General features: G+C 51.6%; 27 protein-coding genes. 13 read left to right on the top strand and 14 right to left on the bottom strand.

What is annotated here, in order from left to right; all coding sequences use genetic code 11:
• Positions 1 to 10 precede the first annotated feature (10 nt).
• From hcr to D9736_RS09305, 5 genes are all read left to right on the top strand, one after another.
• The gene (gene hcr, locus D9736_RS09325; RefSeq protein WP_130258196.1) at positions 11 to 979 is read left to right on the top strand and encodes an NADH oxidoreductase; all 969 of its coding nucleotides are present in this window, start codon (positions 11 to 13) and stop codon (positions 977 to 979) included.
• Positions 980 to 1,111: 132 nt separating this feature from the next.
• The gene (gene poxB, locus D9736_RS09320; protein ID WP_130258195.1) at positions 1,112 to 2,830 is read left to right on the top strand and encodes a ubiquinone-dependent pyruvate dehydrogenase; all 1,719 of its coding nucleotides are present in this window, start codon (positions 1,112 to 1,114) and stop codon (positions 2,828 to 2,830) included.
• A 36-nt stretch (positions 2,831 to 2,866) separates the two neighbouring features.
• Positions 2,867 to 3,868 (top strand): low-specificity L-threonine aldolase, encoded by a 1,002-nt coding sequence (ltaE, locus tag D9736_RS09315; RefSeq protein WP_130258194.1) that lies wholly within the window; start codon positions 2,867 to 2,869, stop codon positions 3,866 to 3,868.
• Positions 3,869 to 3,878: 10 nt separating this feature from the next.
• A complete protein-coding gene (locus tag D9736_RS09310; protein WP_130258193.1) occupies positions 3,879 to 5,309 on the top strand; it encodes an SDR family oxidoreductase in 1,431 nt (476 codons plus the stop codon).
• A gap of 99 nt (positions 5,310 to 5,408) precedes the next feature.
• Entirely contained in the window at positions 5,409 to 6,422 is a 1,014-nt protein-coding gene (locus D9736_RS09305; protein WP_130205719.1) for an NAD(P)-dependent oxidoreductase, read from the top strand.
• Here the strand turns inward: D9736_RS09305 and D9736_RS09300 are convergent.
• Together D9736_RS09300 and D9736_RS09295 are read right to left on the bottom strand one after the other, a co-directional pair.
• On the bottom strand, positions 6,419 to 7,249 hold the full coding sequence (locus D9736_RS09300) for an N-acetylmuramoyl-L-alanine amidase (protein WP_130258192.1): 831 nt from the start codon (positions 7,247 to 7,249) through the stop codon (positions 6,419 to 6,421). The genes D9736_RS09305 and D9736_RS09300 overlap by 4 nt on opposite strands.
• Positions 7,246 to 7,569 carry a heavy metal-binding domain-containing protein gene (locus D9736_RS09295; protein ID WP_001160732.1) on the bottom strand — a complete coding sequence of 108 codons (324 nt, stop codon included), beginning with the start codon at positions 7,567 to 7,569 and terminating at the stop codon, positions 7,246 to 7,248. Before D9736_RS09295 ends, D9736_RS09300 begins: the two co-directional genes overlap by 4 nt.
• A gap of 125 nt (positions 7,570 to 7,694) precedes the next feature.
• Between D9736_RS09295 and D9736_RS09290 the strand changes: the two genes are divergently transcribed.
• The 6 genes from D9736_RS09290 to artJ all read left to right on the top strand — a co-directional run bounded on the left by D9736_RS09290 (position 7,695) and on the right by artJ (position 12,273).
• Positions 7,695 to 8,210, top strand: coding sequence for a lipoprotein (locus tag D9736_RS09290; protein WP_130205231.1), 516 nt, complete (start codon positions 7,695 to 7,697; stop codon positions 8,208 to 8,210).
• A gap of 217 nt (positions 8,211 to 8,427) precedes the next feature.
• Entirely contained in the window at positions 8,428 to 9,156 is a 729-nt protein-coding gene (gene artP, locus D9736_RS09285) for an arginine ABC transporter ATP-binding protein ArtP (protein WP_130222140.1), read from the top strand.
• A 17-nt stretch (positions 9,157 to 9,173) separates the two neighbouring features.
• Positions 9,174 to 9,905 (top strand): arginine ABC transporter substrate-binding protein ArtI, encoded by a 732-nt coding sequence (gene artI / locus D9736_RS09280; RefSeq protein ID WP_130258191.1) that lies wholly within the window; start codon positions 9,174 to 9,176, stop codon positions 9,903 to 9,905.
• Between the two features lie 6 nt (positions 9,906 to 9,911).
• Positions 9,912 to 10,628 carry an arginine ABC transporter permease ArtQ gene (gene artQ / locus D9736_RS09275; protein WP_130258190.1) on the top strand — a complete coding sequence of 239 codons (717 nt, stop codon included), beginning with the start codon at positions 9,912 to 9,914 and terminating at the stop codon, positions 10,626 to 10,628.
• Complete coding sequence (gene artM, locus D9736_RS09270; RefSeq protein ID WP_130258189.1) at positions 10,628 to 11,296, top strand: arginine ABC transporter permease ArtM; 669 nt, start codon at positions 10,628 to 10,630, stop codon at positions 11,294 to 11,296. Before artQ ends, artM begins: the two co-directional genes overlap by 1 nt.
• 245 nt (positions 11,297 to 11,541) lie before the next feature.
• The gene (gene artJ, locus D9736_RS09265) at positions 11,542 to 12,273 is read left to right on the top strand and encodes an arginine ABC transporter substrate-binding protein ArtJ (protein ID WP_130214725.1); all 732 of its coding nucleotides are present in this window, start codon (positions 11,542 to 11,544) and stop codon (positions 12,271 to 12,273) included.
• 174 nt (positions 12,274 to 12,447) lie between these two features.
• Here artJ and rlmC read toward each other — a convergent pair whose 3' ends face one another.
• The 10 genes from rlmC to D9736_RS09215 all read right to left on the bottom strand — a co-directional run bounded on the left by rlmC (position 12,448) and on the right by D9736_RS09215 (position 21,171).
• A complete protein-coding gene (rlmC, locus tag D9736_RS09260; RefSeq protein ID WP_130258188.1) occupies positions 12,448 to 13,575 on the bottom strand; it encodes a 23S rRNA (uracil(747)-C(5))-methyltransferase RlmC in 1,128 nt (375 codons plus the stop codon).
• 40 nt (positions 13,576 to 13,615) lie between these two features.
• Positions 13,616 to 14,104 (bottom strand): YbjO family protein, encoded by a 489-nt coding sequence (locus D9736_RS09255; protein ID WP_130205221.1) that lies wholly within the window; start codon positions 14,102 to 14,104, stop codon positions 13,616 to 13,618.
• A gap of 59 nt (positions 14,105 to 14,163) precedes the next feature.
• Positions 14,164 to 15,009, bottom strand: a complete 846-nt coding sequence (gene potI / locus D9736_RS09250) for a putrescine ABC transporter permease PotI (protein ID WP_130258187.1) — start codon at positions 15,007 to 15,009, stop codon at positions 14,164 to 14,166.
• On the bottom strand, positions 15,006 to 15,950 hold the full coding sequence (potH, locus tag D9736_RS09245) for a putrescine ABC transporter permease PotH (protein WP_130214732.1): 945 nt from the start codon (positions 15,948 to 15,950) through the stop codon (positions 15,006 to 15,008). The genes potI and potH overlap by 4 nt, the downstream gene beginning before the upstream one ends.
• Positions 15,951 to 15,959: 9 nt before the next feature.
• Entirely contained in the window at positions 15,960 to 17,093 is a 1,134-nt protein-coding gene (potG, locus tag D9736_RS09240; RefSeq protein WP_130214734.1) for a putrescine ABC transporter ATP-binding subunit PotG, read from the bottom strand.
• A 94-nt stretch (positions 17,094 to 17,187) separates the two neighbouring features.
• Positions 17,188 to 18,300: a spermidine/putrescine ABC transporter substrate-binding protein PotF gene (potF, locus tag D9736_RS09235; RefSeq protein WP_130205213.1), complete on the bottom strand. Its 1,113-nt coding sequence runs from the start codon at positions 18,298 to 18,300 to the stop codon at positions 17,188 to 17,190.
• Positions 18,301 to 18,650: 350 nt separating this feature from the next.
• Positions 18,651 to 19,127, bottom strand: coding sequence for a YbjN domain-containing protein (locus tag D9736_RS09230; RefSeq protein WP_000203025.1), 477 nt, complete (start codon positions 19,125 to 19,127; stop codon positions 18,651 to 18,653).
• Between the two features lie 87 nt (positions 19,128 to 19,214).
• Positions 19,215 to 20,117, bottom strand: coding sequence for a 30S ribosomal protein S6--L-glutamate ligase (gene rimK, locus D9736_RS09225; RefSeq protein WP_130258186.1), 903 nt, complete (start codon positions 20,115 to 20,117; stop codon positions 19,215 to 19,217).
• A gap of 60 nt (positions 20,118 to 20,177) precedes the next feature.
• Complete coding sequence (gene nfsA, locus D9736_RS09220; RefSeq protein WP_130258185.1) at positions 20,178 to 20,900, bottom strand: nitroreductase NfsA; 723 nt, start codon at positions 20,898 to 20,900, stop codon at positions 20,178 to 20,180.
• Complete coding sequence (locus D9736_RS09215; RefSeq protein ID WP_130205207.1) at positions 20,884 to 21,171, bottom strand: DUF1418 family protein; 288 nt, start codon at positions 21,169 to 21,171, stop codon at positions 20,884 to 20,886. The genes nfsA and D9736_RS09215 overlap by 17 nt, the downstream gene beginning before the upstream one ends.
• Positions 21,172 to 21,330: 159 nt before the next feature.
• On the opposite strand from D9736_RS09215, the gene D9736_RS09210 reads away from it, so the two are divergent.
• Positions 21,331 to 21,588 (top strand): GrxA family glutaredoxin, encoded by a 258-nt coding sequence (locus tag D9736_RS09210; protein ID WP_130205205.1) that lies wholly within the window; start codon positions 21,331 to 21,333, stop codon positions 21,586 to 21,588.
• A gap of 31 nt (positions 21,589 to 21,619) precedes the next feature.
• Here the strand turns inward: D9736_RS09210 and D9736_RS09205 are convergent, their stop codons facing one another.
• Positions 21,620 to 21,997, bottom strand: a complete 378-nt coding sequence (locus tag D9736_RS09205) for an inner membrane protein YbjM (RefSeq protein WP_130205203.1) — start codon at positions 21,995 to 21,997, stop codon at positions 21,620 to 21,622.
• A gap of 267 nt (positions 21,998 to 22,264) precedes the next feature.
• On the opposite strand from D9736_RS09205, the gene D9736_RS09200 reads away from it, so the two are divergent.
• Entirely contained in the window at positions 22,265 to 23,950 is a 1,686-nt protein-coding gene (locus D9736_RS09200) for an aspartate:alanine antiporter (protein WP_130214743.1), read from the top strand.
• Between the two features lie 135 nt (positions 23,951 to 24,085).
• Here D9736_RS09200 and rcdA read toward each other — a convergent pair whose 3' ends face one another.
• Positions 24,086 to 24,661: a DNA-binding transcriptional regulator RcdA gene (gene rcdA / locus D9736_RS09195; protein ID WP_130214746.1), complete on the bottom strand. Its 576-nt coding sequence runs from the start codon at positions 24,659 to 24,661 to the stop codon at positions 24,086 to 24,088.
• Positions 24,662 to 24,693: the final 32 nt, after the last annotated feature.

Genomic DNA, 24,693 nt, shown 5'->3' with positions numbered 1-24,693 from the left:
GAGTTTGTCGATGACGATGCCAACGAATCAATGCCCGTGGCGGATGCAGGTTCATCACATTACGCAAGAAACGCCGGATGTGTGGACGATTTCCCTGATTTGCCACGATTACTACCCATATCGCGCCGGGCAATATGCACTGGTCAGCGTGCGAAACTCAGCGGAAACGCTGCGTGCATACACCATTTCCTCCACGCCAGGCGTGAGTGAATATATCACCCTGACCGTGCGGCGGATTGATGACGGTGTCGGCTCCCAGTGGCTGACGCGCGATGTAAAACGCGGTGATTATCTCTGGCTTTCGGACGCGATGGGGGAATTTACCTGCGACGATAAAGCAGAAGATAAATTCCTGTTGCTGGCGGCAGGCTGCGGCGTCACACCGATTATGTCGATGCGTCGCTGGCTGGCGAAGAACCGTCCACAGGCCGATGTGCAGGTGATCTACAACGTGCGTACGCCGCAGGATGTTATTTTCTCCGATGAGTGGCGTCATTATCCGGTAACACTGGTGGCGGAAAATAACGTTACCGAGGGGTTCGTTGCCGGACGCCTGACTCGTGAACTGCTGGCAAGCGTTCCTGATTTAGCCTCACGTACCGTGATGACTTGTGGTCCGGCACCGTATATGGATTGGGTGGAACAGGAAGTGAAGGCGCTCGGCGTGACGCGTTTCTTTAAAGAGAAATTCTTTACGCCAGTGGCGGAAGCGGCGACCAGCGGTCTGAAATTCACCAAACTGCAACCGGCGCAAGAATTTTACGCTCCGGTTGGCACCACGCTGCTGGAGGCGCTGGAAAGCAATAAAGTTCCGGTTGTCGCCGCCTGCCGCGCGGGTGTTTGCGGCTGCTGTAAGACAAAAGTGGTTTCCGGTGAATATACGGTGAGCAGCACAATGACGCTGACCGACGCCGAAATCGCCGAAGGTTACGTACTGGCCTGCTCCTGCCATCCGCAGGGGGATTTGGTTCTCGCGTAATCACCTTATGCCCGATGATATTCCTGTCATCGGGCTGTTTAACCGTTAGTGCCTCCTTTTTCTCCCATCCCTTCCCCCTCCGTCAGATGAACTAAACTTGTTACCGTTATCACATTCAGGAGACGGAAAACCATGAAACAAACGGTTGCAGCTTATATCGCCAAAACACTCGAATCGGCAGGCGTGAAACGCATCTGGGGAGTCACGGGCGACTCTCTGAACGGTCTTAGCGACAGTCTTAATCGCATGGGCACCATCGAGTGGATGTCCACCCGACATGAAGAAGTGGCGGCGTTTGCCGCTGGCGCTGAAGCACAACTTTCAGGAGAACTGGCGGTCTGTGCCGGATCGTGCGGCCCCGGCAACCTGCACTTAATCAACGGCCTGTTCGATTGCCACCGTAATCACGTTCCGGTACTGGCGATTGCCGCCCATATCCCTTCCAGCGAAATTGGCAGCGGCTATTTCCAGGAAACCCACCCGCAAGAGTTATTCCGCGAATGTAGTCACTATTGCGAGCTGGTTTCCAGCCCGGAGCAGATCCCACAAGTGCTGGCGATTGCCATGCGCAAAGCGGTGCTAAACCGTGGCGTTTCCGTTGTCGTGTTACCGGGCGACGTGGCGTTAAAACCTGCGCCAGAAGGGGCAACCACGCACTGGTATCATGCACCACAGCCAGTCATAACACCGGAAGAAGAAGAGTTACGCAAACTGGCGCAACTGCTGCGTTACTCCAGCAATATCGCCCTGATGTGTGGTAGCGGCTGCGCGGGGGCGCATAAAGAGTTAGTTGAGTTTGCCGGGAAAATTAAAGCACCTATTATTCATGCCCTGCGCGGTAAAGAACATGTCGAATACGATAATCCGTATGATGTCGGAATGACCGGGTTAATCGGCTTCTCGTCAGGTTTTCACACTATGATGAACGCCGACACCTTAGTACTGCTCGGCACTCAGTTCCCCTACCGCGCCTTCTACCCGACCGATGCCAAAATTATTCAGATTGATATCAACCCAGCCAGCATCGGCGCGCATAGCAAGGTAGATATGGCGCTGGTCGGCGATATCAAATCAACCCTGCGCGCATTGCTGCCACTGGTGGAAGAAAAAACCGATCGCAAGTTTCTGGATAAAGCGCTGGAAGATTACCGCGACGCCCGCAAAGGGCTGGATGATTTAGCAAAACCGAGCGAGAAAGCCATTCACCCGCAATATCTGGCGCAGCAAATTAGTCACTTTGCCGCCGATGACGCCATCTTTACCTGTGACGTTGGCACACCTACGGTATGGGCGGCACGTTATCTGAAAATGAACGGCAAGCGTCGCTTGTTAGGTTCGTTTAACCACGGTTCGATGGCTAACGCCATGCCGCAGGCGCTGGGCGCGCAGGCAAGCGAGCCAGAACGCCAGGTGGTCGCCATGTGCGGCGATGGCGGTTTTAGCATGTTGATGGGCGATTTCCTCTCGGTAGTGCAGATGAAGCTGCCGGTGAAAATTATCGTCTTTAACAACAGCGTACTGGGCTTTGTGGCGATGGAGATGAAAGCTGGTGGTTATTTGACTGACGGCACCGAACTACACGACACCAACTTTGCCCGCATTGCCGAAGCGTGCGGCATTACGGGTATTCGCGTGGAAAAAGCCGCTGAAGTCGATGAAGCCCTGCAACGCGCTTTCTCCATCGACGGTCCGGTGCTGGTGGATGTGGTGGTTGCCAAAGAAGAATTAGCCATTCCGCCGCAGATCAAACTCGAACAGGCAAAAGGTTTTAGTCTGTATATGCTGCGCGCAATCATCAGTGGACGCGGCGATGAAGTAATCGAACTGGCGAAAACGAACTGGCTAAGGTAAAAAGGGTGGCATTTCCCGTCATAATAAGGACATGCCATGATTGATTTACGCAGTGATACCGTTACCCGACCGAGCCGCGCCATGCTCGAAGCGATGATGGCCGCCCCGGTTGGGGACGACGTTTACGGAGACGACCCTACCGTTAATGCTCTGCAGGACTATGCAGCAGAGCTTTCCGGTAAAGAAGCCGCCATTTTTCTGCCTACCGGCACTCAGGCCAACCTGGTCGCTCTGCTCAGTCACTGCGAACGCGGCGAAGAGTATATTGTCGGTCAGGCCGCACATAACTATCTGTTTGAAGCCGGTGGCGCAGCAGTGCTGGGCAGTATTCAACCGCAACCCATCGATGCTGACGCCAACGGCACGTTACCGCTGGATAAAGTGGCGATGAAAATCAAACCCGACGATATTCACTTCGCCCGCACCAAATTGCTCAGTCTCGAAAACACCCACAACGGCAAAGTGCTGCCGCGTGAATACCTGAAAGAAGCATGGGAATTTACCCGTGAGCGCAATCTGGCGCTGCATGTTGACGGTGCGCGCATCTTTAACGCCATCGTGGCTTATGGCTGCGAACTAAAAGAGATCACGCAATATTGTGATTCGTTCACCATTTGTCTGTCGAAAGGTCTTGGTACGCCAGTCGGTTCGTTACTGGTCGGTAACCGTGACTACATTAAACGTGCCATTCGCTGGCGGAAAATGACAGGTGGCGGGATGCGCCAGTCCGGGATTCTGGCAGCCGCCGGGATGTATGCGCTGAAAAATAACGTCGCACGCTTGCAGGAAGACCACGATAACGCCGCCTGGATGGCGGAGCAGCTGCGTGAAGCAGGCGCAGATGTGATGCGTCAGGACACCAATATGCTGTTTGTTCGCGTCGGGGAAGAAAATGCTGCCGCGTTAGGCGAATACATGAAAGCGAGAAACGTACTGATTAACGCCTCGCCGATTGTCCGCCTGGTGACGCATCTCGACGTCTCGCGCGCTCAGCTGGCGGAAGTCGCCGCCCACTGGCGCGCATTCCTGGCGCGTTAAGGAGGGAGACGTGCCGCAACGCATTTTAGTTCTCGGTGCCAGTGGCTACATTGGTCAGCATCTGGTGCGCACGCTCAGCCAGCAAGGGCATCAGATCCTGGCGGCGGCACGTCATGTCGACAGGCTTGCAAAGCTGCAACTGGCAAACGTCAGTTGCCATAAAGTCGATCTCAGCTGGCCGGATAATCTTCCGGCCCTGTTGCAGGATATCGATACGGTCTATTTTCTGGTGCATAGCATGGGCGAAGGCGGCGATTTTATCGCTCAGGAGCGGCAGGTGGCTCTCAACGTCCGCGATGCGCTACGCGAAGTGCCAGTTAAGCAAGTCATCTTTCTCAGTTCGTTGCAGGCTCCACCACATGAGCAGTCGGACCATCTGCGTGCTCGTCAGGCCACGGCGGACATTCTTCGTGAAGCGAATGTACCAGTGACCGAACTGCGGGCCGGAATTATCGTTGGTGCAGGTTCTGCAGCGTTCGAAGTGATGCGCGATATGGTTTACAACCTGCCAGTGTTAACACCACCACGCTGGGTCCGTTCACGCACCACGCCTATTGCGCTGGAAAACCTGCTGCACTATCTGGTGGCGCTGTTAGATCATCCGGCCTGCGAACATCGGGTCTTCGAAGCCGCTGGGCCAGAGGTGCTCAGTTATCAACAACAATTTGAACATTTTATGACCGTAAGCGGTAAGCGCCGCTGGTTGATCCCCATCCCCTTTCCGACCCGCTGGATTTCGGTGTGGTTTCTCAATGTGATTACGTCCGTACCGCCCACCACCGCCAAAGCGTTGATTCAGGGGCTGAAACACGATCTGCTGGCAGATGACACCGCGTTACGTGCACTCATTCCACAACCGCTGATCGCTTTCGATGATGCGGTACGTCGCACATTGAAAGAGGAAGAAAAACTGGTCAACTCCAGCGACTGGGGATATGACGCGCAGGCTTTTGCTCGCTGGCGACCGGAATACGGTTACTTCGCTAAACAAGCCGGTTTTACGGTTAAAACATCCGCCAGCCTTCAGGCGCTATGGCGGGTAGTCAATCAAATCGGCGGTAAAGAACGTTATTTCTTTGGCAATATTTTGTGGCAGACCCGTGCGCTGATGGACCGCGCGATCGGTCATAAACTGGCGAAAGGTCGCCCTGAGCGGGAATATTTGCAGACGGGAGATGCGGTAGATAGCTGGAAAGTGATTGTCGTTGAAGCGGAAAAACAACTTACGTTGTTATTTGGTATGAAAGCACCGGGACTGGGGCGGCTTTGTTTTACGCTGGAAGATAAAGGCGACTACCGCACCATAGACGTTCGCGCTTTCTGGCATCCGCACGGCATGCCAGGCTTGTTTTACTGGCTTTTCATGATCCCTGCACATCTGTTTATTTTTCGCGGCATGGCAAAACGAATCGCCAGACTTGCAGAACAAATCACAGATTAATCGAAAAAAACCTGCGTGATTCTTTCATGTTTCCCATTGCATCAAGGGGGAAATCACGAAAGAATGCGCACGTCGACTTATCAACAACAGTGGAATGATATGAAGGTACTGGTTACCGGCGCTACCAGCGGCTTAGGTCGAAACGCGGTTGAATTTTTATGCCAGAAAGGCATCAGCGTGAGAGCGACCGGTCGCAACGAAGCGATGGGCAAATTGCTGGAAAAACTGGGCGCAGAGTTTGTCCGGGCGGATCTGACCGAACTTGTCTCATCGCAGGCTAAAGTGATGCTCGCAGGCATTGATACGCTGTGGCACTGCTCCAGCTTTACTTCGCCGTGGGGAACGCAGCAGGCTTTCGATCTGGCCAACGTTCGCGCTACGCGTCGCCTGGGCGAATGGGCTGTTGCCTGGGGAGTGCGTAACTTTATTCATATCTCTTCCCCCTCCCTGTACTTCGATTATCACCATCATCGCGATATTAAAGAAGATTTTCGCCCTCACCGCTTCGCTAACGAGTTTGCCCGCAGCAAAGCTGCCAGCGAAGAAGTGATTAATATGCTTTCGCAGGCGAATCCACAAACGCGCTTTACTATTCTGCGCCCACAGAGTCTGTTCGGACCGCACGATAAAGTGTTCATCCCCCGCCTGGCGCATATGATGCACCACTACGGCAGCATTCTGTTACCGCACGGCGGCAGTGCGCTGGTCGATATGACCTACTACGAAAATGCCGTGCATGCCATGTGGCTGGCGAGCCAGGAAAACTGCGACAAACTGCCGTCCGGCAGGGCATACAACATTACCAATGGTGAGCATCGTACACTGCGCAGCATCGTGCAGAAGCTCATCGACGAACTGAATATTGATTGCCGTATTCGTTCAATTCCCTACCCGATGCTGGATATGATCGCCCGCAGCATGGAGCGTTTAGGCCGCAAGTCAGCGAAAGAGCCGCCGCTAACCCACTACGGCGTCTCTAAGTTGAATTTTGACTTTACGCTGGATATTACGCGTGCACAGGAAGAGTTAGGTTATCAGCCTGTCATCACGCTGGATGAAGGGATCGAGAAAACTGCCGCCTGGTTACGCGACCACGGAAAACTGCCGCGCTAATCCTGACCGTATTTCTCCAGCAACGCTTGTGCAATTGCCAGAGTTTCTGCATCCGCTTCGCCGTTATATAACGTCGGGCGGAAGTGCATCTGGAACGCCATAATCACTCGTTGCTGTTCGCCAGGAGTCATTTCTGGTTTCACGTCATAGCCGTAACGGGCCAACAGTTCCAGCAATGAGGCGGTATCTACCGGTGTGTGCGGCGCGCGCCCGGCAAGATAAAAGTTCACCCGCTGTGCATCAGGCCAGGCACCAATCCCCTCTTGTGCCAGTTGCTGCCACGGAAATAATGGCCCGGGATCATCTTTGCGCTGCGGCGCAATATCTGCATGAGCCACTACGTTTTCCGGTTTGATGTGATAGCGGGCGATAATATCCTTCGCCAGTGGAATAAGCGCCTGAATTTGTGTCGGTTCAAACGGGGCAAAATATTTCACCCCCGCTGATGTTTTCCAGCCACGATTTTCCAGCTCAATGCCAATAGAGGTGTCGTTAAGGCGCGTTGCCCCGCGCCAGGCGCTAATCCCCGCATGCCAGGCCAGTTCCTGTTCCGGTACCAGTTGCCAGATACGCGGCTTGCCGTTGTAAAGTGGTGGCTCGGCAGGAACCAGATAATGCGAACTTACGTGCTTATCGGTCAGTGTCGCCAGTGACGTATCAAAGTCCTCTGCGGTGTAGTGGATCACCAGCACTTTAATGCGCGGATACGCCGCCTGCGCCTGGCGTCGGGTATCAAGCTGGTATCCCCCTTTCTCGACAATGCCTTTTTCACCTGCACACCCAGCCAGGAACAAAGCGGCGGCAACCAGCCAGAAGACTCTGCTCATCGACGCGTTTTCACCGCCGTTCCGCTGACGCTAACCATCAGCATACTGCCGTTTTGCCCGACCGTTTCGTAGTCGATATCAATGCCGACCACGGCGTCAGCCCCCAGCGCTCGCGCCTGCTCACCAAGTTCCTCAAAGGCTATCTCCCGCGCTTTACGCAGTTCTTTTTCATACGCACCGGAACGTCCGCCAACGATATCGCGGATCCCCGCAAAGAAATCGCGAAAAATGTTAGCGCCTAAAATCGCTTCGCCGGTCACCACGCCGCAATATTCAACGATGGTCTGGCCTTCAAGTGTTGGGGTTGTGGAAAATTGCATGATCGATCTCCTTGTTTGCTAAGCCTTCGATCTTCAAAGCATTATCGGACTGATACGCTATTATTGAAAGGATATCATTATTATCGTAGAACGCTTTCAAGGTGTTCGCTTATAAGGAAATCATTATGCGCTACAGCAAATTGACTATGCTTATCCCTTGCGCACTGTTACTCAGTGCTTGTACCACCGTCACGCCTGCCTATAAAGATAATGGCCCCCGTACGGGATCTTGCGTTCAGGGCGGACCTGACAGCGTGGCCCAGCAGTTTTATGACTACCGCATTTCGCACCGCAGTAACGACATTACCGCTCTGCGTCCATATTTAAGTGACAAACTGGCAACTCTACTGAGCAATGCCAGCCGCGATAACAGCCATCGCGAATTATTAAGCAGCGATCCGTTCTCCAGTCGCACCACTTTGCCTGACAGCGCACAAGTTGCCAGCGCCTCGACCATCCCAAATCGCGATGCGCGCAATATTCCGCTGCGGGTGAATCTGAAACAAGGCGACCAGAGCTGGCAGGATGAAGTGTTGATGATTCAGGAAGGACAGTGTTGGGTGATCGACGATGTGCGCTATTTAGGTGGCAGCGTACACGCACCTGCCGGCACTCTGCGCCAGTCCGTAGAGAACCGCTAAAACCCTGATTAAACGATAACCCCCATAAATTGTCTGGCATTCTGTGAAGAATGCCGACATTTATGCTCGCCGCCCTTCGCCGCCGTTATTTTGTGCTATGTTTATTGAATAATGCGCTTTGCTTTTAACTTTTAAAGCAGAAATATTGCATAATTATTCTGTCAAAGGTACTATCTTCGACTTCAATAGCTATCCGACTGCCAGTATACGAGTGTCAATGAGTATTCAATTAAACGGCATTAATTGCTTCTACGGCGCGCATCAGGCGCTGTTCGATATCACGCTGGATTGTCCGCAAGGCGAAACGCTGGTGTTACTTGGCCCCAGCGGCGCGGGGAAAAGCTCGCTGCTGCGTGTACTCAATCTGCTAGAGATGCCGCGCTCCGGTACGCTCAACATCGCAGGCAACCATTTCGATTTCACTAAAACGCCATCTGACAAAGCGATCCGCGAGCTGCGTCGTAACGTCGGGATGGTGTTTCAGCAATACAATCTATGGCCGCATCTGACGGTACAGCAAAACCTGATTGAAGCGCCCTGCCGCGTGCTGGGGTTGAGTAAAGATCAGGCGCTGTCCCGTGCAGAAAAACTGCTGGAACGTCTGCGTCTCAAACCTTATAGCGATCGTTACCCGCTGCACCTTTCTGGTGGTCAGCAGCAACGTGTCGCTATCGCCCGCGCGCTGATGATGGAACCGCAGGTACTGCTGTTTGATGAACCGACCGCCGCGCTGGATCCGGAAATTACCGCACAAATCGTCAGCATTATTCGTGAGCTGGCGGAAACGAATATTACCCAGGTGATCGTCACCCACGAAGTTGAAGTGGCGCGTAAAACCGCCAGCCGTGTGGTGTATATGGAAAACGGTCACATTGTAGAACAAGGCGATGCGAGCTGCTTTACCGAGCCGCAAACCGAAGCATTTAAAAACTATCTCTCTCACTAAGATTCGGGATAACAACAATGAAAAAAGTTCTGATTGCCGCGCTAATTGCAGGTTTTAGTCTTTCCGCCACAGCTGCCGAAACCATTCGTTTTGCTACCGAAGCCTCTTATCCTCCGTTTGAATCGATGGATGCGAATAACCAGATCGTCGGTTTTGACGTCGACCTGGCACAGGCGCTGTGTAAAGAGATTGATGCAACCTGCACTTTCTCTAACCAGGCGTTTGACAGCCTGATCCCAAGCTTGAAATTCCGTCGCGTAGAAGCAGTGATGGCCGGGATGGATATCACCCCGGAGCGTGAAAAGCAGGTGCTGTTTACCACGCCCTACTATGACAACTCCGCGCTGTTTGTGGGTCAGCAGGGTAAATACACCAGCGTTGATCAGCTGAAAGGCAAAAAAGTCGGCGTTCAGAACGGGACGACGCACCAGAAGTTCATTATGGATAAGCATCCGGAAATCACTACCGTGCCGTATGACAGCTACCAGAATGCGAAACTGGATCTGCAAAACGGTCGTATCGACGGCGTCTTCGGAGACACCGCGGTGGTCACCGAATGGCTGAAAGACAATCCGAAACTGGCGGCAGTGGGCGAAAAAGTGACCGATAAAGATTACTTCGGTACTGGCCTCGGCATCGCGGTACGTCAGGGCAACACTGAGCTGCAGCAGAAACTCAACACTGCGCTGGAAAAAGTGAAGAAAGATGGCACTTACGAAACCATCTACAACAAATGGTTCCAGAAGTAATTCCTGATGAATGAATTTTTCCCTTTAGCAAGCGCCGCCGGGATGACCGTCGGCCTTGCCGTTTGTGCATTGATTGTCGGGCTGGCGCTGGCGATGTTCTTTGCGGTGTGGGAGTCGGCAAAATGGCGTCCTGTCGCGTGGGCAGGTTCAGCGCTGGTGACGGTTCTGCGCGGCCTGCCAGAAATTCTGGTGGTGCTGTTTATCTATTTTGGCTCCTCGCAGCTGCTGCTGACACTTGCGGATGGCTTCACCATCAATCTTGGGTTCGTGCAGATCCCGGTGCAGATGGACATTGAGAACTTCGACGTTAGCCCGTTCCTTTGTGGTGTTATCGCTCTGTCGCTGCTGTATGCCGCCTATGCTTCGCAAACTCTGCGTGGCGCACTGAAAGCTGTGCCGGTGGGTCAGTGGGAATCGGGTCAGGCGCTGGGGCTGTCGAAATCGGCTATCTTTTTCCGTCTGGTGATGCCGCAGATGTGGCGTCATGCGTTGCCTGGCCTCGGTAACCAGTGGCTGGTGCTGCTGAAAGATACCGCGCTGGTCAGTTTGATTAGTGTGAATGATTTAATGCTACAAACCAAAAGCATCGCTACCCGTACCCAGGAACCATTTACCTGGTACATTGTGGCGGCGGCGATTTACCTGGTGATTACTCTATTGAGTCAGTACATTCTCAAACGCATTGACCTGCGCGCGACACGTTTTGAGCGGAGGCCTGGCTAATGTTTGAGTATTTACCCGAACTGATGAAAGGGCTGCACACCAGCCTGACGCTAACCGTTGCCTCGCTGATTGTGGCGCTGATTCTGGCGTTGATTTTTACCATTATCCTGACGCTGAAAACGCCGGTGCTGGTGTGGCTGGTGCGGGGTTATATCACGCTGTTTACTGGTACGCCGCTGTTGGTGCAGATCTTCCTGATTTATTACGGGCCGGGCCAATTCCCGACGTTGCAGGAGTATCCGGCACTGTGGCATTTGCTGTCAGAACCGTGGTTATGTGCACTGATTGCGTTGTCGCTGAACAGTGCGGCGTATACCACGCAACTGTTTTACGGCGCGATCCGCGCGATCCCGGAAGGTCAATGGCAGTCCTGTAGCGCTCTGGGAATGAGCAAAAGAGACACGCTGGCGATCCTGCTGCCGTATGCCTTTAAACGCTCGCTCTCTTCGTATTCCAACGAAGTGGTGCTGGTGTTCAAAAGTACCTCTCTGGCATACACCATTACGTTGATGGAAGTGATGGGTTACAGCCAGTTGCTGTACGGACGCACCTACGATGTGATGGTATTTGGCGCGGCGGGGATTATTTACCTGATCGTTAACGGCCTGCTGACGCTGATGATGCGTTTGATCGAGCGTAAAGCGCTGGCGTTTGAGCGACGGAATTAATGTAGTTGCGTACGGTTTTGTAGGTCTGATAAGACGCGCCAGCGTCGCATCAGACACCTGCACAGAACCCACATAATGCATAAATTCTTATAATGAAGACGGGCAACCCACTAAGTTGTCCGTCTTTTTTATTCAACAGAAATTATTTAATCATATTTATTGCATATAAATTCACTTAGTGGCATTGTTATCCCATGCCGCAGACACGGCCAAAAATCATAAGATTGACAGACGGGAGTTCCATCATGAAAAAGTTAGTTCTTGCCGCATTACTTGCTTCCTTTACTTTCGGTGCTTCTGCCGCAGAGAAAATCAATTTTGGCGTATCAGCGACCTATCCTCCGTTCGAGTCGATGGATGCCAATAACCAGATTGTCGGCTTTGATATCGACCTGGCAAAAGCCTTGTGCAAACAAATGCAGGCAGAATGTACTTTTACTAATCACGCGTTCGACAGCCTGATCCCGTCGCTGAAATTCAGAAAATATGACGCCGTAATCTCCGGTATGGATATCACGCCGGAGCGTAGCAAGCAGGTATCGTTTACCACGCCCTACTATGAAAACTCAGCCGTCGTGATTGCCAAAAAAGATACCTACAAAACGTTTGCCGACCTGAAAGGCAAACGCATTGGGATGGAAAACGGCACCACGCACCAGAAATATATTCAGGATCAGCACCCGGAAGTGAAAACTGTCTCCTATGACAGTTATCAGAATGCCTTTATCGATCTGAAAAATGGCCGTATTGATGGGGTATTTGGTGACACCGCGGTGGTGAACGAATGGCTGAAAACCAATCCGCAACTGGGCGTTGCTACTGAAAAAGTGACCGATCCGCAATACTTCGGCACCGGCCTTGGTATCGCTGTACGTCCGGATAACAAAGCTCTGCTGGAAAAACTGAATAACGCGCTGGCAGCAATTAAAGCTGACGGCACGTATCAGAAAATCAATGACCAGTGGTTCCCACAGTAATTGAGACTGATGACAAAAGTAAGATTGCCTGATGCGCTGCGCTTATCCGGCCCACATCAACTCTGCAATGTATTGATTTAGCATGATTTTGTAGGCCGGATAAGGCGTTCACGCCGCATCCGGCATGAACAAAGCGCACCTGATCAGCAATCTGAAGCCGCAGCCGCGGCTTTTTTATTGTTTCACCAGCAGCGTCAGCACTTCATAGTGCGCGGTGTGCGGGAACATATCAAAAAGCTGTACCCGTTCAATGCGATAACCAGGCAGTTCGCGAATATCTTTCGCCATCGTTTGAGCATTACAGCTGGAGTAGATAATAAAACGCGGTGCCATCGTTGCGAGATAATCACACAGCGGTTTACCAATGCCGCGGCGCGGCGGGTTAACCAGCACCAGCTCCGGCACCTCTCCCTGAGCGGTGGCAAACTGAGTGGAATCCAGCGCCTGAAATTGCAGACGCGTTAAGCCCAGTTCAGAGGCTGACTGCTTCGCACAGGCAATGGCTTCTGGCGCAATTTCGATCCCGGTTAACTGCATGTCAGTCGTCGCGCAGTGTAAACCAAAGCCCCCCACGCCGCAGAACAGATCCCACATATGTTTGACCGGCAGCTGCCGTACCCAGTCGCGCGCGGTGGCATACAGCTGGCTGGCGACCGCCGGATTAGTCTGGAAGAAACTTTGCGGGCGGATCCACAGCGGCACATCGTTAAAACGCTCTGCCAGCGACTGTTGTTCCGTCAGGTAGATCTCCGTCTCCCCTTCCATAATCGCCATATGTACCGGCTGAATATTGACGGTAATGACTTTCAGCTGCGGCAATTGTGCCTGTAACCACGGCAATGCCTTACGCAGTTGTGCCAGTTTGGTTTCAGAACGCAGTACAAAGCGCAGCATCATGCCGCCATCACTCTGGCTTTCGGTCAGCAGAATGTATTTCAGTTCGCCACGCTTACGCGCCACGTTGTAGGGCGTTAACCCCGCACGGGCGATAAACGGTTTTAGCACCGCAAAAACGGGCGCAAATGAGGCAGGATAAAGCGGGCAATCGCAAAGATCTTCCGGCGTGCCGTCGCGATGCAGCATTCCGAGCAGTGGTTTTTCAACGCTGCCACTCACCACCATTTTGGCTTTATTACGAAACCCTTGTTCCGGGCCAGACATCGGCGCGCACCATTCCTCAACCGGAAAATCGGCCAGCAGATTCTTAAGATCGGCGGTTTTAGCGGAGAGTTGCTGTGGAATCGGCTGCGTTATCCACTGACAGGAACGACAGCGACCCGCGTCGTAAAGTGCGCACTGCATACATTGACCTTCACATCATCAGGGGCGACGATTATACACATTATTGCAACTGGAAGAACCGCCGACTGGTCGAGGGAACGAACAGCAGCATCAGGATGAGCATATCCGGCAACTTCTGCAGCATCAGGCTATGGAAGATTTCACGTTTTGATTCACCGGGAATGCTGAACAACTCCGGATAACCATAACCCAGCGAAGCAGCCCACAAATAACTGGCGGCCGTGATTTGTGTCAGCAGATACAGCCAGCGCGCCCAGCGACGCCCTTTCACCAGCGAAAACGCACACCAGATCTCAATAAAAACCAGCGCCAGACTGCTTAAAAAGACCAGCGTTAAACTCCAGGTTTGTACGCTGCGATGAATGAACTCGCCAATACCGCGCACGCCTAATGTATTGAAAATCATCAACACGTCGAGGCCACGGATCATAATAATGGCGAGCGCCGCCACCTGCACCAGCGCAGGCACATTCAGGCGAGCATGTGATGAAGATGTTTTCTTAAAAAATCCCAACGGTTCGTCTTCCATGAAAACAATGCCGCGACATGCGCGGCATTATGTAGCCAGGTTGGCAAATTTTAGTGTCTTCAGCCACGTCTTGCACGCTGGATATCACGTATCCGCTGCTTTTCTGCACGCGCCATCAGATACCAGGCGATAAATCCGACAATTCCGACCGCACCGAGAATTAACGTTGCAAGTGCGTTAATTTCTGGATTCACCCCCATCCGCACGCTGGAGAAGACCAGCATCGGTAACGTCGTGGCTCCCGGGCCGGAAACAAAGCTGGCAATCACCAGATCATCAAGCGACAAAGTAAAAGCCAGTAACCAGCCAGAAATAATCGCGGGCATGATCATCGGTAGCGTAATGACGAAAAACACTTTCAGCGGCATCGCACCGAGATCCATCGCCGCTTCTTCTATCGAGCGATCAAGTTCCCGCAGGCGCGACGAAATAACGACTGCCACATAAGCCGTACAGAAAGTGACATGCGCCAGCCAGATGGTGAGCATACCGCGGTCCGCAGGCCAGCCAATGGCATGAGCAAGCGCGACGAATAACAATAACAGCGACAATCCCGTGATCACATCTGGCATTACCAGCGGCGCGGTGATCATAAAGGCAAAACCATTTGATCCGCGAAACCTGCCAAAGCGCACCAGCACCACCGCCGCAATTGTCCCGAGGATCGCCGCCGCCGTCGCCGCACAGGCCGCAATTGTCAGACTTAAACCAACTGCACTCATCATTGCGTCATCGCGCAATAACTCACCGTACCAACGCGTTGACCAGCCCGCCCACACCGTCACCAGCTTCGAGCTGTTAAATGAATAGATAACCAGCATCAGCATTGGCGCATAAAGAAAGGTGAAGCCCAGCAGCAAAATCACAATCCGCCAGGGCGAACGAACGACCGGTAAATTATTCATCCGTGTTCTCCCACACTTTTTTGCTGATACTTGTGGAACCACATAATAGGCACGATTAGCAACAACAACATGATAATCGCCACTGCAGAGGCTACTGGCCAGTCACGGTTGTTGAAGAACTCCTGCCACAGCACGCGCCCGATCATGATGCTATCCGGACCGCCGAGCAGTTCCGGGATCACAAACTCGCCCACGGCCGGGATAAACACCAGCATCGACCCGGCAATAATCCCACCTTTAGTCAGCGGCACGATCACAGTAAAGAACGTTTTCAGCGGTCGTGCACCGAGATCCAGCGCCGCTTCCACCAGCGAATAATCAATACGAATCAACGCGGTGTAGATCGGCAGCACCATAAACGGCACATAGGCGTAAACAATGCCAATATATACCGCCAGGTTGGTATGCAGAATGGTCAGCGGTTGATCGATAACGCCCAGCCACAGCAGGAAGTTATTCAGCACACCATTGTTTTTTAATATTCCCATCCAGGCATAAACGCGGATCAGAAACGAGGTCCACGACGGCAGGATCACCAGCAGCAATAAGATATTGCGGGTCGAGGGTTTACTGTGCGCCACCGCCCACGCCAGCGGGTAGCCGATCAGTAAACAGCAAAATGTCGAAATCGCCGCCACCTGTAACGACTGGAGATAAGCATCGAAATAGAGCGGATCGTCGGTCAGTTGCAGGAAATTACCGAAATTAAGGGTGATGGACAGTTGCCCGTCAGCCCACTCCATCAGTTCGGTATAAGGTGGAATGGCGCGCGCCATCTCCGCCAGGCTTATTTTAAAGACAATCAGAAATGGCAGCAGAAACAGCAAGATCAACCAGATATATGGCAACGCAATGACCAGTTTGCGCCCGTGCTTCATCTGCCACTGCGTAAGCCACTGTTTTAACCCGCCCGGCTGGACAGGAGGTTCAAGTGTACTCATCTTTGCTCCTTAAACCGTCAGCACCACACAACTGTCCACTTCCCAACATAAACGAACTTCATCACCCCAGGTCGGTAGCCCTTTGCGGTGACGATGCGCGTTTTGTAGCTGGGCGCTAATCATCTGCCCGCTTTTCAGACGAACGTGATACACCGAAAGATCGCCGAGATAGGCAATGTGTATCACCTCCCCCACCGCGAAGTTACAACCATTGGCGGGCGGCTCCTCGCAAAGCATGATTTTTTCCGGTCGCAGCGCCACATGTACCGGCACGTTATCGACCACTGACGCCAGCGGATCGACTTTCAGCGGATGGACCAGCCCCGGTGAATCGAGCAACAGGCCGTCTTCCTGACGCTCTTTTAGTAGCCCTTCAAAGACGTTGACTGAACCAATAAACTCGGCGCTGTAGCGGGTAGTCGGATGCTCGTAAATCTCTTCCGGCTCGCCAATCTGAACAAATTTACCGCGATTCATAATGGCGATACGCCCCGCCATAGTCATCGCCTCTTCCTGATCGTGAGTAACCATTACGCAGGTCACGCCGACACGCTCCAGAATATCCACCACTTCAAGCTGCATCCGGTCACGCAGCTTTTTATCCAGCGCGCCCATCGGCTCGTCGAGCAGTAATAGTTTCGGGCGCTTGGCAAGGCTTCGGGCCAGGGCCACACGCTGGCGTTGGCCACCGGAAAGCTGATGCGGTTTGCGTTTGGCGAACTCCTGCATATGTACCAGCCCGAGCATCTCGTTGACCCGGCTGGCAATTTCCGCTTTTGGCAATTTGTCCTGCTTCAGGCCAAAGGCGATGTTCTGTTCCACGGTCATATGCGGAAACAGTGCGTAAGACTGAAACATCATATTGATGGGGCGTAGATAAGGAGGAACCCGTGACAGGTCGACGCCATCAAGCATAATCTGCCCGGCAGAAGGTTGTTCAAAACCTGCCAGCATACGTAACAGCGTGGATTTACCACAGCCGGATGCGCCCAGCAGCGCGAAGATTTCGCCTTTATAAATGGTCAGACTGACATCATCGACCGCATGTTGACCATCGTAGGATTTGGTCAAATTACGGATTTCTAATAGTGGTGTCAGCGACTTACGACTTTTCGCCTGCGGGCGAGGGATAGCGTCATTCACGGCTGCTCTCCGGCATTGAATGTGTGCAAGCGCACCATGATGGTGCGAATTGCCGGCGGGTGTGGTGCACCCGTCCGGCATCTACAACAGCAGATTATTTTCCGCTCTTCACTTTGGTCCAGGCGCGAGTGCGCACTCGATCTATTTTTGGATCCTGCACTTGTAGTGTGAACATTTTGGCGCGAACGTCCGCAGGCGGGTAAATTCCTGGGTTATCACGGACTTCCGCACTCACCAGCGGCGTGGCTGCTTTATTGGCGTTAGCATAGAACACATGGTCGGAGATATGCGCTACGACATCCGGACGCAGCAGGTAATTCAGGAACTGATACGCTTCGTCTTTATTTTTGGCATCCGCAGGCATGGCGAATACATCAAAGAATGCCATCGCCCCTTCTTTTGGAATCGAGAACGAGACATTCACGCCATTCTTCGCTTCCTTCGCGCGGTTTGACGCCTGCCACACATCACCCGCCCAGCCAATAGCGACGCAAATATCGCCGTTTGCCAGATCGTTAATGTATTGAGATGAATGGAAATAACGAATATTTGGACGCAGCTTTAACAGCAGATCGGTTGCCGGGCCAGTGTAATCATCCGCTTTGGTGCTGTTGGGATCTTTGCCGAGATAATTCAGCACGGTAGCAAACACTTCTTCCGGCGCATCGAGGAACGAGACTCCGCAGCTTTTCAGTTTTTCCAGATTTTCAGGTTTGAGGATCAAGTCCCAGCTATCGACTGGCGCGTTTTCGCCCAGTACCGCTTTGACTTTATCGACGTTGTAGCCAATTCCTGTGGTCGCCCACATATACGGCATGGCAAATTTATTGTCGGGATCGTGTTTTGCCACCAGCTTCAGCAGTTCTGGATCGAGATTCTTCCATTCTGGCAATTTGCTTTTATCCAACGGCTGGAATACACCAGCAGTCAACTGGCGTTCAAGAAAACTGGCTGATGGAACGACAAGATCAAAGCCGGTGCTCCCCGCCATTAACTTGCCTTCCAATACTTCGTTGGAATCGAAAACATCGTAGACGACTTTTATACCCGTCTCTTTTTCAAAATTTGCCACTGTATCTGGAGCGATATAATCAGACCAGTTATAGATGTGGAGTGTTTTTTGTTCAGCCGCGAGCGTGCCGACAGAGACGGCCATCAGAGCACCTGCAACCAGACCCGATAGCCATTTTTTATTTAAGGCGGTCATATCTCTTTCCTTCTGAAAGTTCGTTAACAAACGAACAAAAGTTGTCACACTGAAAGATATGCAATAAACGTGCATATTTTTTATCGGCGCGGCGCAAGAAAAGAGAACTCTCTCCCGGCCAGCATTGCTCGCTATATAAAAGCCTTGCAAGAATAACTTTAGCCAGGGTTTGAAACTATAGCTGTAATTAAAAAACAGTATTTAACAAATTTTTATGCGCATTTGCTCTATGTGATAAAGCAAATTCGGCATAAGGCAAGTGAAAAAATCTTTAATGGAAGGTTAAATTTAGCAGGAAATATTATAATGCGCAGTCACTGCGGCAGCGACTGCGTGCTCAAAAAGAGTTATCAGTGAAGGAAATAGTTTTCGGTAACGTTATTTTGCCCTTCATCGTCAGTCGGCAACAGCAGTTGATGGGCATTGGCTTCAAGGATGACCATCGAAATCTGCTCTTCACTCTGGCGTACGAACCATGCAAACTGTTCATAGGTTACGCCCTGCATAACGGATAAAGACTGGCAAACCACCAGCTTTGGCAGATTATCATCCTGCATATCAAGAAATGCTTTCACAGTCAGCGAACTGGCATTGATGGCCGACAAATCCGCCGCCAGCGGCAACACGGCTGAAGGTCTGACTTCCGCCATGGCAGAAAACAGGATCGTGTTATCAATCAGGTCGATTTTGGCATCAAAGACACCGTCGAAATTCTGCATATGCGGCAGATGTAGCGCCTGACAGTTATCACATTCAAAAAAACTCATCCCCAGGTCATCGAGCCATTGACGCAACGTATCCAGACCAGGAACGACCAGCGATGTCATAATTTTGTACAACCTCTTCCGATAAAAAGACTGGCACAGCTTACGCAAAAAGCGCAGGCAAAACCATGATCAGTCACGTTATTGCGACTAACCACCAGTTTTTAAGCAATATTCTGCCGTGGCGTGGCGCTCAATCCAGCGGATCATTTTACCCGCGATGTCGATACCGGTGGTTTTCTCTATTCCTTCCAGACCGGGCGACGCATTCACCTCCATCACTAACGGTCCGCGATTTGCACGCAGAATATCCACACCAGCAACATCCAGAGCCATCGTTCGCGCGGCTTTTATGGCAATTTCACGCTCCTGCGGGGTAATACTGGCAATGCTTGCCGCACCTCCGCGATGCAAATTGGAGCGAAAATCGCCCTCTTTCGCCTGCCGTTCAATTGCCGCGACCACTTCATCGCCAACGACCAGACAACGGATATCACGGCCTTTTGCTTCTTTTATATATTCCTGCACCAGAATATGCGCATTAAGACCGCGAAAAGCGTCAATTACGCTTTCTGCTGCCTGACGCGTCTCCGCAAGCACCACTCCAATCCCCTGCGTGCCTTCGACCAACTTGACCACCAGCGGCGCACCACCGACCATCTCGATTAAGTCGCTGGTATCATCCGGCGAATGCGCCATGCCTGTTACAGGCAGGTCAATGCCCTGTCGCGCTAACAGTTGCATGGAGCGCAATTTGTCACGCGCACGGGCAATCGCGACCGATTCATTCAACGGATAGCTCCCCAGCATTTCGAACTGGCGTAGCGCCGCCGTCCCATAAAAGGTAATGGCGGTGCCAATGCGTGGGATCACCGCGTCAAAATGGGGTAGCTTGCGGCCTTTATAATGAATAGAAGACGCCGCAGGATTAATGTTCATATAGCAAGAAAGCGGATCGAAAATTTCAACCAGGTGACCACGCTGTATAGCGGCTTCACGCAGCCGCTTACACGAATAGAGCGTTCCATCCCGGGACAATATGGCAATTTTCACCCTGCACCTCTCTGTCAGACCTGGTCAAAAGCCCGCGTATAATACATCGGCGTTACGGTTTTAGCGCGTCGCCCAACCTTGTTTATGCAAATAATCGAGAATAAAAGGACGGCTTTCTTTTATAATCGTCCGACGAATATGGTCGCTCCAGGTATCCCGACGATTATTGCTGCCACGGGTGAGATAATATTCTGCCAGTTGCTCGTCATACTGCGCCAGAGCGTCTTTATCCAGCGGTTGATAGCTGTTTTCATGCACTACAATAGAGGCGGGTAAACGCGGCTTGAGATCCGGGTTATCCGCAGGCCAGCCAAGGCACAGCCCGAACAGCGGCAGAACATGCTTTGGTAACTTCAGCAGTTCTGTCACTGCTTCGATATTATTGCGCAGTCCACCAATATATACTCCGCCCAACCCCAGCGATTCCGCTGCAGTTAACGCATTTTGCGCCATCATTGCCGTATCAACGACACCGAGCAACAGTTGTTCCGCCAGGCCAAGTTGTGCATCCGGACAGATCTGTAAATGACGGTTAAAGTCGGCACAGAACACCCAGAACTCCGCCGCTTGCGCCACGTGTTTTTGCCCCCCGGTCAGCGTTACCAGTTCTTCACGCAGCGTTCTATCGGTAATGCGAATAATGCTACTGCATTGCAAAAAACTGGAACTGGAAGTCGCTCGGGCGCTGTTGATAATCGCCTCACGCTGCGCCTCAGAAATGCGGTCATCAGTGAAATGGCGAATGGAGCGATGGCCACAAATAAGTTCAATGGTTGGCGTCATTATCTTTTTCTCTTTCTGAACGTGAAGATTCCAGTGGACGGTTCATCAGTTGTGGGGCAAGCCGTTTTGCCACCTGAAGAATAACCACCACCGCAGCGGGAAGCATGAGCAAAACACCGAGAAAAATCATCAGAATTTGTATCTCTGGCGTCGAAAACGGCACCGGAAGCGAAAGGTAATGGCTTAACGACAGCAGCGCCGTCACCAGTAACATCATGCCGATGAATTCCAGTATCAACACGCTTTTAGGTAATTTACCGATCGCGCGCATAAGCTTCCCTCTGCAAAGTGAATTGCTATTTTAAAACCTTTCGTTGCGTTGTGCTTAACAGTTATAGCTTTAAGCAATCAATGCAACAGGTTAAACCTACTTTCAGCGAATAAATTTTGGCGTAATCATGGCGGACATAAACAGATGAGGAGAGAAACAATGCAAACCGTTATTTTTGGTCGTCCGGGTTGCCCTTACTGCGTGCGTGCTAAAGAGTTGGCAGACAAACTGAGTAATGAACGCGATGACTTTGAATATCAGTATGTTGATATTCGTGCAGAAGGGATTAGCAAAGAAGATTTACAACAGAAAGCGGGTAAACCAGTAGAAACCGTACCGCAGATTTTTGTCGATCAGCAACACATCGGCGGCTATACCGATTTTGCTGCCTGGGTGAAAGAGAATCTTGAAGCCTGATTGCCGGATAAGCCCTCTCTGTTTGAGGGCTTTATTGATTTTTTCTGTGCTGTGACTTGAACAAACTACTAATAAACAAGAAACACAACGCCCCCAACGCACACCAGAATACGGCGCTCAATAACCATGCCAGCTCTTGCCAGAATGAGCGTGTTGGTGAAAAAAACAGACGCATAATTAACATAGAACACGGTGCCGCCAGCATTGCGCCAAACAGCGGTTTAAGGACTTCTCTACGCTGCGAAAAAAAGCTGGCAACCGCCCCAGGAAGAATGAAAAACAGCAAGCCGATTTCAGGATGCCCGGCAGCCCGAAAAGCGCCTTTCATTTGCGTCGCCAGGAACAGGCACACTACAATGAAGAGGACAAAACAGCAGATTGCCCCCGCCCAACGTTGTTTATGTTTCACTCGCTCCTCCTGACACTGCCTCTATCGAACACATTTTCGCCACTATGGCGTTCAGTAAGATAAAGCCGCTTCGCATTCCATGCTAATATAGGCCAACGCAATTTTTATAGCCGTTGGTACTTAATGTGATTACACTAGTAAAATATATTGTTTCTTTACTATTGCTTATGTGCGCTGAATGAATCCGCGCCCTGATTTCAGGTAAAAACATTATCTTAAATTACCATTTCTTTCAACAGCTTACTCGTAAACAAGAAGTTAGTCTCCGTGAATATAAACGTCGCCGAATTGTTAAATGGGAATTACATTCTGTTATTATTTGTAGTCCTTGCGCTTGGACTATGTCTAGGAAAATTACGACTTGGTTCAATCCAACTGGGTAATTCCATTGGCGTTTTAGTCGTCTCGTTACTATTAGGGCAACAACATTTCAGCATTAACACCGACGCGCTTAATCTTGGCTTTATGTTGTTTATTTTCTGCGTCGGGGTCGAAGCTGGACCCAACTTTTTTTCCATTTTTTTCCGCGATGGGAAAAATTACCTAATGTTAGCTCTGGTGATGGTTAGCAGTGCGCTGGTGATCGCCTTAGGGTTGGGTAAGCTGTTTGGCTGGGATATCGGTCTGACGGCCGGTATGTTGGCTGGCTCCATGACATCGACACCGGTTCTGGTCGGTGCTGGCGACACATTACGCCATTCCGGTATGGAAAGCGGACAGCTCTCCACAGCACTGGATAATCTAAGCCTTGGGTATGCGTTAACTTATTTAATTGGCCTGGTGAGTTTAATTGTCGGTGCACGTTATTTACCGAAGTTGCAACATCAGGATTTACAGACCAGCGCCCAACAAATCGCTCGCGAACGTGGCCTGGACACCGATGCCAGCCGAAAAGTTTATTTGCCGGTGATCCGCGCCTACCGTGTCGGCCCGGAGCTGGTGGCCTGGACCGACGGCAAAAATCTGCGTGAATTGGGTATTTATCGTCAAACTGGTTGCTACATTGAACGTATTCGTCGTAACGGGATTCTGGCAAATCCGGATGGCGACGCCGTGCTGCAAATGGGCGATGAGATAGCGTTAGTGGGATATCCAGACGCCCATGCCCGCCTCGATCCCAGCTTCCGTAACGGTAAAGAAGTTTTTGATCGTGACCTTCTCGACATGCGTATCGTCACTGAAGAGGTCGTCGTCAAAAACCATAACGCGGTAGGTAAACGTCTGGCACAACTAAAGTTGACCGATCACGGTTGCTTCCTTAACCGCGTCATCCGCAGCCAGATTGAGATGCCAATTGATGACAACGTTGTGCTTAATAAAGGTGATGTTTTGCAGGTGAGCGGCGATGCCCGTCGTGTGAAAACCATTGCTGACCGCATCGGCTTTATCTCGATTCACAGCCAGGTCACAGACCTGCTGGCATTCTGCGCGTTCTTTGTTATTGGCCTGATGATCGGGATGATCACCTTCCAGTTCAGTACATTTAGCTTCGGCATGGGTAACGCTGCTGGCTTGTTATTCGCCGGCATTATGTTGGGCTTTATGCGCGCTAACCACCCGACCTTCGGTTACATTCCGCAGGGGGCTTTAAGCATGGTGAAAGAGTTCGGCTTGATGGTGTTTATGGCAGGCGTTGGTTTAAGCGCCGGTAGCGGCATTAATAACGGCCTGGGCGCGATCGGTGGTCAGATGTTAATTGCCGGATTGATTGTCAGTCTGGTGCCGGTGGTTATCTGCTTCCTGTTCGGCGCTTATGTACTGCGTATGAACCGCGCACTCCTGTTCGGCGCGATGATGGGTGCGCGTACTTGTGCTCCGGCAATGGAGATCATCAGCGACACCGCACGCAGTAACATCCCAGCCTTAGGTTATGCGGGTACTTATGCAATAGCTAACGTACTGCTAACGCTGGCCGGGACAATCATTGTCATGGTATGGCCAGGACTCGGATAAAACTGAAGTTGCCCTGAAAATGAAATTTTTTTGTACAATCGGCGAACTTTTCTTTGGGGCATCAGTCTTAATTAGTGCCACTGCTTTTCTTTGATGTCCCCATTTTGTGGAGCCCATCAACCCCGCCATTTCGGTTCAAGGTTGATGGGTTTTTTGTTGCCTGAAATTTATCTCCTGCCCCGCCACTCGTGCCACCATCCGTAAAATCTCCTCGCGCGATAGCGGCTTACGGTCAGTGACAAAATGCAGCGTCATCCCTTCAATAAAAGCATCCAGAGCCCGGGCCGTTCCAGGTTCAAACCATTGTTCGAGTGTTTGCTGACTGCGCTGCATCCAGTTTTGCATCACTGTTTTTAATAACGGTTTTCGACTGGCCAGCGCGTAGAGTTGATACATCAGTTCCATGTTGTCCGGCGTTGCAACCTGCGAGCTGTAGATCATTTCTGTGATGGCCTGGCAGGCACTGGGGGCATCTCTGACATCGAGAAAAAATGCCTGATATTGCCGTGACATAGTCTGCGTAAAGCTACTGAACGCCTCCAGTAATAGCTCATCAATTCCTGAAAAATAGTAGGTCATCGACCCTAACGGTACCCCGGCAAGGGTAGCTATTTTACGGTGCGTCACGGCATGTATTCCGTAAAGTTTCACCGCCTCGAGAGTGGCCTGGATGATTTTTTCTCGCCGTTGTGGATCGTTAGCGCGACGCATGTCATTTCCTCTCTCTGCAATTGTGTACAAAT

Source organism: Escherichia sp. E10V10, from assembly GCF_004211985.1.
Lineage (GTDB): Bacteria > Pseudomonadota > Gammaproteobacteria > Enterobacterales > Enterobacteriaceae > Escherichia.
The sequence above is the reverse complement of the archived record's forward strand: the minus strand, read 5'-3'. Positions and strand labels throughout refer to the sequence as shown.